This window comes from Tenacibaculum sp. DPLXC6, from assembly GCF_056815515.1.
Map to the genome: position 1 here is coordinate 3,230,001 of NZ_CP141806.1, position 15,169 is coordinate 3,245,169.

A 15,169-nucleotide genomic window follows, 5' to 3' on the forward strand; every position below is an offset into this window, starting at 1 on the left:
GATCTCCCCCAAGAGCTCACATCGACGGGGGGGTTTGGCACCTCGATGTCGGCTCGTCACATCCTGGGGCTGGAGAAGGTCCCAAGGGTTGGGCTGTTCGCCCATTAAAGTGGCACGCGAGCTGGGTTCAGAACGTCGTGAGACAGTTCGGTCTCTATCTGCTGTGGGCGTTAGAAATTTGAGTGGATCTGACTTTAGTACGAGAGGACCGAGTTGGACTGACCTCTAGTGTATCTGTTGTCTCGCCAGGGGCACTGCAGAGTAGCTACGTCGGGAAGGGATAAGCGCTGAAAGCATATAAGCGCGAAACCCACCACAAGATGAGATTTCTTTAAAGGGTCGTGGAAGATCACCACGTTGATAGGCTATAAGTGTAAGTGCAGTAATGTATGTAGCTGAGTAGTACTAATAACCCATAGGCTTATGTACGTATCCCGGTCCTAGTGGCCGGGAGCAAACTCTTTGATGATTTAGGATATGATTTTACTAATATGTTAACTATTACAGTTGAAATATACTGCAACGATTTAAGGTGATTATCGCAATGGGGCTCACCTCTTACCATTCCGAACAGAGAAGTTAAGCCCATTAGCGCCGATGGTACTGCCACTGGTGGGAGAGTAGGTCGTTGCCTTTCTTTTAAACCTCAATCTTTTAGTAGATTGAGGTTTTTTTTTACTCTATATTTTAATGAAAATTCTTTTTTGCTGATGAGCAGCAACCACTTGAATTTATATAGTGTTATATAAAACAAACTCTTATCCTATATTACTATCAATTATACGGAAGAATAAGCTTTTTTTTAGATACTATAAAATATACTAACTAGTTAATAGCTCTAGAGTTTTGTTGTCTTAAAATGGATTATAATATGTTACTAGGTAATACTATTTTTACTGTAAATAAGATTTGTACATTGAAATTTGTTTTTTAATATTTACGTTTTATAAATACGAAATGAGTTTGGATAACGCAGTTTTATTTTTTATTTGTTCTTTAGGTGTTTTTAATGGTCTCTTGGTGAGTATCTATTTTTTATTGCTAGATAAAACAAAAAGAGTCCCTAATTTTTTGTTTGGGCTGTTAACTTTCTTTTTAACTGTTAGAATTGGTAAATCAGTTTACACAATATTTACTCCTAGGGAAGAGAGAAATTTATGGATTATCCAAATAGGACTATCGGCTTGTTTTTTAATAGGAATTTCGTTGTATTACTATTTAAAATCATCTGTTACAAAAACGAAGAAAATTCCGTTAAACTGGAAAGTTCATTTCTCGATATTATTTCTATTGATAACTGTAGTCGGAATTGTAAAACCTTATTCAACAGATACCCTTTTTTGGAACACATACTTTGTTAAGTTTATTTATTTGGTTTGGGGTATTTATGTTGTGTTATCAGGGGTAGTCTTAAAAGATATTTTCAAAAAACTATTTTCAAAAAAAGAAATTTGTACTACTTCAGAAGTATGGTTGGTAGCTGTTTATATGAGTAATTTGCTAATTTATTTGGCATATATTATTGGTTATTTTTATTTCTATTTTGTGGGAACTGTTACTTTTTCTATTGTTTTTTATGGATTAGTGTTGTTGTTTCTTTCTAAGAAAAATAGAGAATCTATTTTTAGAGACTTACCAGAAAAATACTCTGCAAAAAAGATTGAAAGTAAAGAAGCTGATTCTTTAAAATTTCAATTAGATGCTTTTATGAGAGAAGAAGAGTTGTATAAAAATACGGCTATAAAACTGTCTGATATTTCTGTTAAAATAGGGGTGTCTTCTCATAAATTATCGCAATTTCTAAATGATAATCTTGGAAAAAGCTTTGCAACATTCTTGAATGAATATAGAATTGAGGAAGCGAAGAAACTATTAAAAGAGAATCATAAAATTACTTTAGAAAGTATTGGTTTTGAAGCTGGCTTTTCTTCAAAATCAAACTTTTATGCGACTTTTAAAAAAGTAGTTGGACAAACACCTGCTCAGTATCAAAAGCAGTTTTTGGAAGACTAAGTTAGTGCAGAATTATAATTTAGTACACCTAAATTATAACATATCATCGAAATAGAATATTGTTTTAAGAGGTTTGAAGTAAAATTTAAATCTTTTAAAAAATGAAAATTATATCTACGTTAATTTCAGCTTTCTTTTTTATCTCTAGTTTTTCACAAGATAAAGAAGATATTAAAGAAAAACTTCTTGTTAATATCTATGGAAGTAAACAACAAAAAGTAATTAATTATGACAAGAGTTTTGTGTCAGATGATAAGTTGCTTTATGAAAGTATAGATCGTCCAGAAGTAAATTTAACACTTTCAGATAAAGAGTTAATAGAGCAAACACTTAATAATTATATTGAAGGAAGTTCTTATAATAAACTTAATATTTTAAAAGAATCTTTTTCAAAAGATGCAACTCTTTATTTAACAGGAAAAAATGGTTTTAAACAATACAGTCCTGATGAGTATGCAAACTTTTTTTCTCCTGGTAAAAAAGGAAAATTTAATGGTAGAATAGGAGAAATAATATCTATCGATATCACTAATGATATTGCCACTGCTAAAGTTGAAATTTTAATACCTAACCGTAAATGGAGATTTATTGATCTTTTTTTATTGAAGAAATTTACTAATCAATGGAAAATTATAAGTAAAACAGCAACGAGAGAATCATCTAATGAAACTGGAAATAAAATTTTATTTGTAGTTTCTAACACAGATTATTATTTAGGAACCGATATTCCCACAGGTAATAGTTTTGATGAAATAATATTAGCTTATGAAATGTTTAAAGATGCTGGCTTTAATATAGATGTTATAAGCCCTAAAGGAGGAGCAATTCCTTTAAAATACTTGAATACGTCAGAAAATAAGAAGAAGGAATATTTATACGATAGTGATTTTATGTATGCTTTAAAAAACACAAAAAAGCCAACACAAGTTCATTCGACAGATTATAAAGCGATTTATTATGTAGGAGGAGGAAGTGCTATGTTTAATGTACCTAAGAATAAAGAAATTCAAAAGATAGCAATAGATATTTATGAAAAGCAAAAAGGTGTCATAAGCGCTGTTTGTCATGGTACAGCAGGAATTGTTTATTTAAAGAAAAGTAATGGAGAATATTTAGTGAAAAATAAACGTGTAAATGGTTTTCCAGAAGATCATGAAAAGAAAGACAGAGCATATTTTAAAAGTTTCCCATTTTTAATTAGAAACACGATAGAAAAACATGGTGGGAAATTCTTTTATTCAAGTTCTCCTCTTGAAGCGCATGTAGAGGTTGATGGAAGATTAGTAACAGGACAAAATCCTGCGTCAGTTCCTAAATTGGTAAATGAAGTAATCAAAATTGTTAACTCAAAATAATGCTGATGTCTGATTCAGTAAATAAAAAAAGCTCGCAAACTGCGAGCTTTTTTTATTTATGATTTTATTAAAAACTAAGCTAACATAGTAACTGGGTTTTCAATATAGGTTTTTAATGTTTGTAAAAACTGAGCACCAACAGCACCGTCAACAGTTCTGTGGTCACATGCTAAAGTTAACTTCATAGTGTTTCCAACTACTATTTCTCCGTTTTTAACTACTGGCTTTTGTACAATTGCACCTACCGATAAAATTGCAGAATTAGGTTGATTGATAATTGAAGTAAAGCTTTCAATACCAAACATCCCTAAGTTAGAAACCGTAAATGTACTTCCTTGCATTTCAGCTGGAGTGATTTTTTTGTTTCTAGCTTTACCCGCTAAATCACGAACAGCAGCGCCAATTTGTGTTAAACTTAATGCATCAGTATGTTTTACAACAGGAACGACTAAACCTTCATCTACAGCTACAGCAACACCTACGTTAATATGACTATGGAATAAAGTATTATCATCGGTCCAGGTAGTGTTTACTTGTGGATGCTTTTTTAATGCCATTGCACATGCTTTTACTACCATATCGTTAAATGATATTTTAGTATCAGGAATTGCATTGATAGTTTTACGAGAAGCCATTGCATTGTCCATATCTACTTCAATATTTAAGTAGAAGTGAGGTGCAGAGAATTTAGAATTACCCAATGCCTTAGCAATAGCTTTACGCATTTGAGAGTTTTTAACTTCAGAAGTGTTTTCTTCTCCAGCAATCGCAAAATTAGTTACTGCTGATGGAGTAGCACTACTAGTAGCTACTGGAGCTTCAACTTTAGCAGCTGGAGTATAGTTTTCAACATCTTTTTTGATGATACGACCATTTTCACCAGAACCTTTAATGTCTGCTAAATTGATTCCTTTGTCTTTAGCAATTTTTTTTGCTAAAGGAGATGCAAAAATTCGTCCACCTTTATTATTTGATACAGTCTCTACTGGGGTAGCAACTGTTTCTGTTTTATTTTCTACTGCTTTAGGAGCTTCTTCTTGTTTTTCTGAAGTTTCTCCACTAGTTAAAGTGCCAGCTTTGTGAGCTTCTACTAAGGAAGAAACATCAGTTCCAGCTTCACCAATAATAGCTAACAAACTATCTACAGGAGCACTTTCACCTTCTTGAACACCAATATGTAATAAGGTTCCTTCGTTAAAAGATTCGAATTCCATTGTAGCTTTATCGGTTTCAATTTCAGCTAAAATATCACCTTCCTCAACATTGTCACCTACTTTTTTTAACCAAGAAGCAACAGTACCTTCAGTCATAGTATCACTTAAACGAGGCATTGTTACCACTTTTACTCCTTCAGGAACAGTTGTGTTAGTAGATTCTGTTTTTGGCTCTTCAGTTTTAGGAGCTTCTGTTTCTGTTTTAGCAGGCTCAGAAGTATTTCCATTTAATAATGCAGAAAAATCTTCTCCCTCTTCACCAATAATAGCTAATAAGCTATCAACAGGTGCTGTTTCACCTTCTTGAACACCAATATGTAATAAAGTTCCTTCGTGAAAAGACTCAAACTCCATTGTAGCTTTATCAGTTTCAATTTCAGCTAAAATATCTCCTTCTTCAACTTTATCTCCTACTTTTTTTAACCAAGAAGCTACCACTCCTTCTTCCATCGTATCGCTTAAGCGAGGCATGTTTATAATTGTAGCCATAGTTTACTTAGATTTTATAAATGGATAATCTTCTTGTTCGTATACCATATCATATAATTGATTTAGCTCTGGATATGGAGATTCTTCTGCGAATTTCTCACATTCTTTAACCATATCTTTTACTTCTTTATCAATTGTTTTGATTTCATCTTCTGTAGCATATTCCTTTTCTTTGATGACCTCTAAAACTTGAGTAATTGGATCTATTTTTTTGTACTCTTCAACCTCGTCTTTAGTACGATAGTGTTGAGCATCAGACATAGAATGACCTCTATATCGGTAAGTTTTCATTTCTAAGAAAGTAGGGCCGTCGCCACGACGAGCTCTTTGAATAGCTTCATCTACAGCTTCAGCAACTTTGATAGGATTCATACCATCAACTGGTCCACAAGGCATTTCATACCCTAATCCTAACTTCCAAATGTCAGTATGGTTTGCAGTTCTTTCAACAGAAGTTCCCATTGCGTATCCGTTGTTTTCAACAATAAATACTACTGGTAACTTCCAGTTCATTGCCATGTTAAAAGTTTCATGTAAAGAACCTTGACGTGCAGCTCCATCACCAAAATAACATAAAGTAACAGCATCGCTACCTTTGTATTTATCTCCAAAAGCGATACCAGCACCTAAAGGAATTTGTCCTCCTACAATTCCGTGACCACCATAGAAACGGTATTCTTTAGAAAAGATATGCATTGAACCTCCCATACCATGAGAAGTACCTGTAGCTTTACCATATAACTCTGCCATTACACGTTTTGGGTCTTCACCCATACCAATTGGTTGAACGTGATTACGATAAGCAGTAATCATTTTATCTTTAGTCAAATCCATTGCATGTAATGAACCTGCTAAAACAGCCTCTTGACCGTTATATAAGTGTAAAAAACCTCTAACTTTTTGTTGAATGTAAACTGCTGCTAGCTTGTCTTCAAACTTTCTCCAAAATAGCATATCTCTATACCAGTTGATATAGGTTTCTTTGGTGATTTTCTTCATTATATACTTTAGTTGTTTATTTAAATGTTTGTTTGTTTTACCTATAGCAAAACGTAGCTACAAAAATAAGTAGTTTTTAGTAATTTAAAAAAACTTATTACTAAAAGTTGAAGAAAGGTTTTAGACAAAAAAAAGGCGATAATTACTGCTCCTTGGCTACAATAATTGTGGCTTTTGCACCTGTAGCCAAATTCCATTCATTAGATGAAATTAACATACCAGCGTCATTATATATTTTAAAAGCAGCTGTATTAGGGCCTGAGGTTCCTTGATTTAAAGCAACAATCTTTATAGTATTTATTCCTTTATCTAGGGGAAGGTTAAAAGATTGATAACGTTGTTTTAGTGTAAGGTTACTAACAACTGGAACATCATTTATATAGATAGTAACTTTGTCTCCATCTGGATATTGATAATCTCTACAAATAATATTAACACTTTTTGACTTAGTACTAAAACTTCCTAAATCTTGATCAATAACAGGGTATTGATACATACCATTAATTTGTTTGAAGGCTTTTAAGTATTGTTCTTCTGCAATTTTAGCTTTGGTTAAAATCCCTTTATTTTCTAAATCTTTTTGAGCTTGCTTTTTTTGGAGTTCTTTTTGTTGTTTTTGATGAGCGGTTTTAAACCCGTTATTATTATCAAAATCTAGCGTTTTAGGTTTTTTTACTTCTTTAGCAGGCGCAGTAATAACACCAAAAGAAGAATTCCCCTTTTTTTTACCACCAATTGTACCATCCATCTGTGCAAAAACATTGGATGTTACGCTACATAAAAAAACGATTACAAGTGTTGGTACTATTTTTATCATTACAAATAAGTCAAAGCAAATATAATGCCGATTTTTAAGTGTTTTTAAAATTTAGAGTTAAAACTAATTATTTTACAGGAAAATCAAAAAAGGTTTTAGGAAATGGTTCTCCTCTTAAGGTAAAATGCCACCATTCTTTACTATAAGATCTAAAACCATGTTTACGCATTACTTTTTGTAGTAATTGTCTGTTCTTTTTTTGTTGTTTAGTAAGATTATGATAAGTAATGTGAGAAGAAACTCCAAAAAAGTCATATGGACTCCCCATGTCTAGTTCTTTACCTGTTTCTAGATGTATAATTGTTAAATCGACAGTACTTCCTCTAGAATGTCCAGATTTTGAAGAAATATATCCTTTTTTAAATAAATGACGTTTATTAATCTCAGGATAGTATTGTTGCTTCATTAATGTATCGTTCATTACTCGAGCCCATTTTACAAAATGGTTTACTGCTGTTTGTGGACGATAAGCATCATAAACTTTTAAGCCTAATTTTTGACTTGCTAACTCATCTTGAACTTTTTTTAAAGCTTTAGCAGTAGGAGTGGTAGCTATAAGAGTATTTTCTTCATATCCATTAACTGGAACTCCCATAAAGTTGTTGTTATGACAGTATCTTAATTCGCCTTGAATGGTAGGAGATATATCTTTTATATATGAAAATCCTTTTGGTAATTTCTGAGATTGAACTGCTAGTGAGGTAAGTAAAAATAACGATAAAATCCATTTCATAGGGTAAAAGTAATGAAATGGATTTTAACAATTTCTCTCTTAATGAAAGATTAACTTTTATTTATCTAAAAAATCTTGATAGGCATCCTGACTGATAGCTCTTCCTAAAGAATCTAAAGGCTGATAATTGCCTTCTTGTATTACAGGTTTATTGCTTACATAATCATAAACAAAAGTTCCGTTTTTAGATACAGTACCAAATCCTTTATTAAAGACATAATGTACATATTGATTTTCAGAAGTGTTAAAAATGTTTTTACCAAACTTAAATTGTTCTGGTTTGCCTCCCAACATTTCTGTTAAAGTATACGCTAAATCACTTTGAGCACTAAAATTGTCAATGGTAATTCCTGTTTTATTAAGAGCTCCACCCAACCAAACCATTGGGATTTGAAATCTTTTAGGAGAATTAAAATATCCTTTATGTTTAGGTAATGGATGTCCGTGATCAGATAAAATAACAATTAATGTATTATCCCACCAAGATTGTTTTTTAGCTTCGTCAATAAACTTACCTATAGCTTTGTCTGTATAAGCTTGAGCACTTCTGTATAAATTTTCTACAGAATTTTTACCAAATTTATATTCTCCAGGAAATTCATAAGGTTCATGACTAGTTAATGTAAGAGCTACTTCAAAAAAAGGTTCTTTAAGGGTAGGTGAAGATAAATCTTTCATAAATCGATCTAAAAAGATATGATCATGTGCTCCCCATTTTGAGTTCCAGTTTTCTTTGTCAAACTCAGTTCCATCTACAATTTTATCAATTCTACCATTGCGTAAATAAGTAATCATGTTTCCAAAATTACTATCACCACCATAGTAGAAACTAGTATTGTACCCTAATTTTTTCATTTCCTTGGTAAGCATTGGTAGTTTTCTTGCTTTATATGGGATTTTCATGATGCTTTTTGTTGGCTGAGGGTAATAACCACTTAAAATAGCAGGAACCCCTTTGTCTGTTCTGTCCCCATTTCCATAGAAATTAGTAAACAAAATACCTTCTTTAGCTAGTTTATTTAGGTTTACAGTAACATCAGGCTCACCACCTAGAGCACCCACAGCTTTTGCTGAAAGGCTTTCCCAAATAAGAATAATAACATTAGGCTTTTTAATATTTAAAATAGAGTCTGTATGTGCTGTTAAAAGTTGATTCTTAGTTTTATTGATGATGTCTTTAGCAATATTATTCTTATAGTGCATATAAGGATTTTTACCATCAGTTTTATGACTAATCGTATTAGCAAAGTTCCAGATGAAATTTACCGCAGCGTGATTAGCAAACATGTTTTTGGAGAAGTATACATTACTTTGGTTAATAGGAATATTGGCAAAACCACCTCGCATAGGGATAATTAAACTTCCTATTAGTAATAAAAACACCGGGGCTTCTAAAAAATGTTTCTTATTTAATTTATCTAGTGCTTTATTTAAAACTTTATTAAATAAGTAAATAGCAATCGCAGAAAGTAAAATCCAAGCAAATAAACCGCTAATCAATTGTAAAGTGCTTACTGAAGCCAGCATTGCTTTAGGAGTGTTAATGTAATTTAAGACAGTTACGTCTATACGAACTCCCCAGAACTTATACAAAGAAATATCTGTTAACATAAACAAGTTAATTACTGAAAGAATAGGAAAAGTGTATCCTTTAATAATGTAACCGATAACTTTTTTAGGAATCCATATTGAGAGTAAAATAACTAAAAAAGGAATAGCAGCTAAGTAAGCCGCAAAAGAAAAGTCTAATTGAATACCATATACAAACGTTTTTAACGTAGTAAAAAAACTTAATTCAGAAGTTTTATCGAAGTAATACAATAAGAACAAAAAGCGAGCGAGTAAAAAATATACTACCCACAAAAAATAATATGTAATACTAAAAAGAAATCTGTTTTTAAAGTTAGTCATTGTAGTATATAAAGAGATTTATTCAGTAACTTTTAAACGAGCTTTAGCAGTTACAGAAATATCAGAATAATCATTGTTTAAATATTTTAAATATCCAGCTATAGCAATCATTGCAGCATTATCAGTAGTGTATTCAAACTTTGGAATGTAAGTTGTCCACCCCCAGTGTTTTTCTGCTAAAGTTAAACGTTTTCTTATTTCTGAATTGGCAGAAACACCACCAGCAATTGCTATATGTTTAATACCAGTTTGTTTTACAGTGTTTTTAAGCTTATCCATCAAAATTTCAATAATAGTATATTGAATGGAAGCACAGATGTCGTTAAGATTTTCTTTAATAAAATTAGGATTCTCTTTTACGTTTTTTTGGATAAAATATAAGATTCCAGTTTTTAAGCCACTAAAACTAAACTCCAAATCACCAACCTTAGGTTTCGTAAATTTAAAAGCTTTGGGATTTCCTAATTGAGCATATTTATCAATTAGAGGCCCTCCTGGATAAGGCAAACCTAAAATTTTAGCAGATTTATCAAAGGCTTCACCAACTGCATCATCAATTGTTTCACCCAAAATTTCCATTTCAAAATGACTGGTGATTTTTACAATTTGTGTGTGCCCACCACTAATAGTTAAGCAAACAAAAGGAAATGGAGGTATTTTACTTTCTTCTTCTTTAATAAAATGAGCTAAAATATGTGCTTGCATGTGGTTAACATCTATTAAAGGAATGTTTAACCCTAAGGCTAAAGATTTAGCAAATGAAGTACCAACTAATAATGAGCCCATTAACCCTGGGCCACGAGTAAAAGCAATTGCATTTAAATTGTTTTTAGTTATACCAGCTTGTTCAATAGCTTGTTGTAAAACAGGAACAATGTTTTGTTGATGTGCCCTTGAAGCTAACTCAGGAACCACACCGCCATATTTGGCATGAACTTCTTGGTTTGCCACAACGTTACTCAACACTTTTCCGTTACAAATTACCGAAGCACTTGTGTCATCACAAGAACTTTCAATACCTAAAATATAGATGTTTTCTCTACTCAAATCTTTTCGGATTTAGGTTACAAAAATATTGATATTACGTTAGATTTTCGTTAAAAATAACATTTCTTTAAAATAAGGCAGCATTTTTGCAGTTTGCTGATTACTTTTGTTAATAGGATTATAAATAAGGGAAGTTATTAAAAGATTAGGGAACATAATAGGTAGAATAATAAAGTACGCAGTACTTTTTCTGCTCTTGCTTTTTCTTTTACTATCATTACCTTTTGTACAAAGTCAACTTGCCAAACAAGCAACGAATTGGGTAAACAAAGAGTTTAATACCAATATTGTTGTAAAAAAAATTGATTTATCCTGGTTAGGAAGTGTTCAGTTAAAAGAAATTGAGATTAGGGACCATCATAAAGACACCTTAATATTTGTAAATAACCTAACTACTTCCTTACAGAACGCCAAACGAATATTAGAAAATAAAGTAGATTTAGGTGAAGCCTCTTTAAGTGGAGTTCATTTTTATATGAAAACCTATAAAGGAGAAAAGAATGATAACATGTCTATTTTTGTAGACAGTTTTGAAGATGGAAAGCCCAGAGACAGTTTAGCTGCACCATTTATTCTTAAAAGTGATAAAATTACTTTAGAAGATTTAACTTTTAAGTTAATGGATGAAAATAAGCAAGATCCACTTGAGTTTGCAGCATATAAAGCAGGAGCGGAATTAAACGATTTCTCGATTATAGGTCCTGATGTTTCTATGAAAATAAGAAATATGTTTTTCACAGGAAACAGAGGGGTTAACGTGTCAAATTTATCGACAGACTTCACGTATACAAGATCCTACATGGATTTTAAAAATACAACGTTAGAAACAGATAATAAAACTAAACTCCAAGCTAAAGTTAAGTTTACTTACAACCGAAAAGACTTTGTAAACTTTAATGATAAGGTAAGAATAAAAGCTAAGTTCCAAGAAAGTGTAGTTTCAGTAAAAGATTTAAATAAGCTATACAATGAAATTGGTGGGCATGATTTTTTATATATAAGCGGAGATATTGATGGAGTTCTAAATAATTTTAGTGCCAATAATGTAAGAGTACATTCAAGGGGAGGTATGAGAATTATTGGAAATATGGGGTTTGTTAATGCCGTTAAAACCAGTAGAGGTTTTGTGTTTGATGCAGATTTGGATAATCTTACAGCAAATTACTTCCAATTAAGAAATGTACTACCAAACTTATTAGGGAGAACATTACCAACAGAATTTCAAAGACTTGGGAATTTTACTTTGAATGGGATAGTGAGAGTAACTCCACAACAAATGGATGCTACTGTATCAGTAAAATCAGAAATCGGAACTGCAATTTCAGATCTTCAATTAACAAATATTGATAATATAGATAAAGCAGAGTACACAGGAGAGGTAGAGTTTAAAGATTTTGACCTTGGTGTTTTTGCTAACGACCCTGTACTGGGAACCGTTTCGTTAAAAGCAGATGTTAATGGAAGTGGATTTAATGTTGATAATGTCAATACCATAATTATAGGGAGAATAAGTAGTCTGTTTTTTAATAAATATGAATATAAAAACTTACAAGTAAACGGACAGTTCCAAAATAAAAAATTTGACGGTTTACTAAATGCAGACGATGATAACTTCAAGTTAAAATTTGAAGGACTAGCAGATTTTTCATCAGAGATAAACAAATTTGATTTTATTGCTGATGTTGATAGAATTGATTTGAAGAAAACAAACTTATTTACTCGTGATAGCATTTCTGAGTTAAAAGGAAATATTAACTTAAACATTTCTGGAAACACATTTGATGATATTGTAGGGAAAGCAACCTTTAAAAATTTAGTATACAGAAATCAAAAACAAAGTTACCCTTTTAAGAGTTTTGAAGTAAACTCATCGGTAAAAGATAGTATTAAAAATATTGAAGTAAACTCGGAAGATATTGTAAAAGGATACGTAAAAGGAAAATTTTCTTTTGAAGAATTACTACCAATTACACAGAATGCTTTGGGTAGTGTGTATACAAACTATCGTCCGCATGAAGTAGCACCAAATCAGTTTTTAGATTTTGATTTCACAATTTATAATCAAATTATAGATGTTTTTTTACCAAACATTTCAATAGGAAAAAATACACGATTAAAAGGTCGTATTAATTCAGATAAAAACTCGTTAAAACTTACATTTGAGTCTCCTGAAATAAATGCATATAAAAATATAATTGAAGGAGTAGTACTGAGGTTAGATAATAAAAACCCTTTGTATAATACTCACTTAACAGCTAATAAGGTTAATACAAAGTATTATAATATTGAAAAATTAAATCTGTTAAACCGTACTCAGAATGATACATTGTTTTTTAAATCTCTATTTAAGGGAGGAAAAGATTATGCAGAGAGCTTTAGTTTAGATTTCTTTTATACAATTAATGAATTTCAAAAATCTGTTGTGGGAATTCAAAAATCTAAATTACACTATAAAGGTTTTGATTGGTTAATAAACCCTAGTGATGACAGAAATAATAAAGTAACATTTGATTTACAAAAAGATGATTTTACAATTAGTCCGTTTGTTTTTAAATCAGGAGAACAAAGAATAGATTTTAAAGGAATTGTAAGAGACAGTACTTATAAAGACATACAAGCAAACTTTAATAAAGTAAAACTAGCTAGTTTTTTACCACCAGTGGATAGTTTAAAGTTAGATGGAAAACTGAACGGGAGACTAGAGTTTAAACAAGAAAATGAAATTGTAGCTCCAGAAGGAAACTTATATGTAGAAGATTTTTACATAAACGATTATTCACAAGGAAATTTAGCACTGAATGTTACGGGAGATAACTCTTACGAAAAATATAATGTCAATTTATCTTTAGAAAATGAAAACGCAAAGAATATATCCGCTACTGGAGGAATTGACTTTTCTACAGAGAGACCAGTTATTGACCTAGATATTTATCTGAAAGAATATGATATTGCTGCTTTCAGTCCATTAGGAGAAGATGTTTTGTCTAAATTAAGAGGAAAAGTAACAGGAGACTTTACTGCAAAAGGGTATTTGAGAAATCCTGATTTTAAAGGAATCTTAAATTTTGAGAATGCAGGATTAGCTTTTCCATATTTAAATGTGGATTTTGACTTAAAAGGAAATACAAGTGTTGTTTTAGATAAACAAGAATTTATTTTTCAAGACATAATTCTAGAAGACACAAAGTACTTAACACAAGGGGATTTATCAGGAAGTATTGTGCACCAAAATTTTAAAGACTGGTTTTTGAATTTTGACATTAACACTCAAAATTTATTGATTTTAGATACACAAGAAACTGAAGAGTCTCAGTATTATGGAACAGGCTTTTTAAATGGAGAAGCAAAAATCAGAGGACTTACAAGTTATTTAGATATTGAGGTTAACGGAAAAACAAACAAAGGAACCCTATTTGTAATTCCGCTAAGTGATGTTAAAACGATAGATAATTATAAGTTAATCCGATTTAAAACAGGAGAAGAAGAGGAGGGAACAAAAGGAAAGGTTATTGGAGATATTAAAGGTCTTGACTTAAGATTAAATTTAGCTGTAACTAAAGATGCAGTAGCTCAGGTGGTAATTGATAAAGTTTCGGGGAGTGAGTTAAAAGGAAGTGGAGAAGGAAACCTTAGAATTGATATTGATACACGAGGTAAGTTTAATATGTTTGGAGATTTTACCGTAGACAATGGTTTTTATAATTTTAAATATGCAGGAATAACCAAGCCTTTTATTGTACAAAAAGGAGGAACTATTTCTTGGAACGGAGATCCATATGAAGCAGATTTAGATATTACCGCAGTATATAGAACTAAAGCAAACCCAGCACAGTTATTAGATAATATCAATTCAAATCGTAAAATTCCAATTGACCTATACACGAAAATTACAGGAGGGTTATTTAGTTCAAAACAAGAATTTGATATTAAAATACCAAATGCAAATTCAACAGTTAGTTCAGAGTTAGAGTTTATTTTGAATGAGAATGATTTAAATACCAAAATGCAACACTTCTCGTTCTTGTTAGCCTTTGGTACATTTTATAATCCAGATGCTATTGGTAGTAGTGCCAGTTCAGGAATTACAGGAACAGCCTCTGAAATTGCTTCAAGCATTTTAACAAACATGTTAAATAGTGATGGAAATAAATTTCAATTAGGAGTTGGGTATACACAAGGAGATAGAGGAAATGTAGACAACCTTAATTCAGACGATCAGGTAGATGTATCTGTATCAACGCAATTAAGTGATAGAGTATTGGTAAATGGAAAAGTAGGAGTACCAGTAGGAACTAACACACAAACCAGTGTTGTTGGAGAGGTAAAAGTAGAGGTGCTTTTAAATGAAGAAGGTAATTTAAGGGGGACAGTATTTAACCGTCAAAATGAAGTACAGTATTCTACCGAAGAAGAAGGATATACACAAGGAATAGGTATTTCTTATCAGGTTAATTTTAATAACTTGCGCGATTTAGGAAAAAAATTAGGTTTAAATAAAAAAGAAAAGAAGAAAGAAGTTAAAAAAGATACGTTGAAACCAAAGAAAAAAGGACTGATAAACTTTAAATCTAAAGAAGAAAAATAACCAAAC

9 protein-coding genes and 2 rRNA genes (1 of these 11 running past the window's edge) are annotated in these 15,169 nt (G+C 31.4%); 5 read left to right on the forward strand and 6 right to left on the reverse strand.

Annotated features, from left to right (window positions below; all coding sequences use genetic code 11):
* The 4 genes from VCM48_RS14870 to VCM48_RS14885 all read left to right on the forward strand — a co-directional run.
* A 23S ribosomal RNA gene (locus tag VCM48_RS14870) occupies positions 1 to 429 on the forward strand (it extends 2,444 nt beyond the left edge of the window).
* 99 nt (positions 430 to 528) lie between these two features.
* Positions 529 to 637 (forward strand): 5S ribosomal RNA (rrf, locus tag VCM48_RS14875).
* A gap of 320 nt (positions 638 to 957) precedes the next feature.
* Positions 958 to 2,013: a helix-turn-helix domain-containing protein gene (locus VCM48_RS14880; protein ID WP_482271015.1), complete on the forward strand. Its 1,056-nt coding sequence runs from the start codon at positions 958 to 960 to the stop codon at positions 2,011 to 2,013.
* A gap of 101 nt (positions 2,014 to 2,114) precedes the next feature.
* Positions 2,115 to 3,368, forward strand: coding sequence for a nuclear transport factor 2 family protein (locus tag VCM48_RS14885; RefSeq protein WP_482271016.1), 1,254 nt, complete (start codon positions 2,115 to 2,117; stop codon positions 3,366 to 3,368).
* Between the two features lie 74 nt (positions 3,369 to 3,442).
* On the opposite strand, the gene VCM48_RS14890 is transcribed toward VCM48_RS14885, so the two are convergent.
* From VCM48_RS14890 to tsaD, 6 genes are all read right to left on the reverse strand, one after another.
* Positions 3,443 to 5,071 (reverse strand): pyruvate dehydrogenase complex dihydrolipoamide acetyltransferase, encoded by a 1,629-nt coding sequence (locus tag VCM48_RS14890; RefSeq protein ID WP_482271017.1) that lies wholly within the window; start codon positions 5,069 to 5,071, stop codon positions 3,443 to 3,445.
* A gap of 3 nt (positions 5,072 to 5,074) precedes the next feature.
* Positions 5,075 to 6,070, reverse strand: coding sequence for a pyruvate dehydrogenase (acetyl-transferring) E1 component subunit alpha (pdhA, locus tag VCM48_RS14895; RefSeq protein WP_099216561.1), 996 nt, complete (start codon positions 6,068 to 6,070; stop codon positions 5,075 to 5,077).
* 142 nt (positions 6,071 to 6,212) lie between these two features.
* The gene (locus tag VCM48_RS14900) at positions 6,213 to 6,887 is read right to left on the reverse strand and encodes a hypothetical protein (protein WP_482271018.1); all 675 of its coding nucleotides are present in this window, start codon (positions 6,885 to 6,887) and stop codon (positions 6,213 to 6,215) included.
* A gap of 67 nt (positions 6,888 to 6,954) precedes the next feature.
* Complete coding sequence (locus VCM48_RS14905) at positions 6,955 to 7,620, reverse strand: M15 family metallopeptidase (protein WP_482271019.1); 666 nt, start codon at positions 7,618 to 7,620, stop codon at positions 6,955 to 6,957.
* Between the two features lie 57 nt (positions 7,621 to 7,677).
* Positions 7,678 to 9,483, reverse strand: a complete 1,806-nt coding sequence (locus VCM48_RS14910; protein WP_482271020.1) for an LTA synthase family protein — start codon at positions 9,481 to 9,483, stop codon at positions 7,678 to 7,680.
* Between the two features lie 66 nt (positions 9,484 to 9,549).
* A complete protein-coding gene (gene tsaD / locus VCM48_RS14915) occupies positions 9,550 to 10,578 on the reverse strand; it encodes a tRNA (adenosine(37)-N6)-threonylcarbamoyltransferase complex transferase subunit TsaD (protein WP_482271021.1) in 1,029 nt (342 codons plus the stop codon).
* A gap of 196 nt (positions 10,579 to 10,774) precedes the next feature.
* On the opposite strand from tsaD, the gene VCM48_RS14920 reads away from it, so the two are divergent.
* Entirely contained in the window at positions 10,775 to 15,163 is a 4,389-nt protein-coding gene (locus tag VCM48_RS14920) for a translocation/assembly module TamB domain-containing protein (protein WP_482271022.1), read from the forward strand.
* The last annotated feature ends 6 nt before the right edge of the window (positions 15,164 to 15,169 follow it).

Coding starts and splice junctions, on each gene's coding strand:
- VCM48_RS14900 (WP_482271018.1), bottom strand. CDS start 6,887: ATGATAAAAATAGTACCAACACTTGTAATCGTTTTTTTATGTAGCGTA.
- VCM48_RS14905 (WP_482271019.1), bottom strand. CDS start 7,620: ATGAAATGGATTTTATCGTTATTTTTACTTACCTCACTAGCAGTTCAA.
- VCM48_RS14890 (WP_482271017.1), bottom strand. CDS start 5,071: ATGGCTACAATTATAAACATGCCTCGCTTAAGCGATACGATGGAAGAA.
- VCM48_RS14885 (WP_482271016.1), top strand. CDS start 2,115: ATGAAAATTATATCTACGTTAATTTCAGCTTTCTTTTTTATCTCTAGT.
- pdhA (WP_099216561.1), bottom strand. CDS start 6,070: ATGAAGAAAATCACCAAAGAAACCTATATCAACTGGTATAGAGATATG.
- VCM48_RS14880 (WP_482271015.1), top strand. CDS start 958: ATGAGTTTGGATAACGCAGTTTTATTTTTTATTTGTTCTTTAGGTGTT.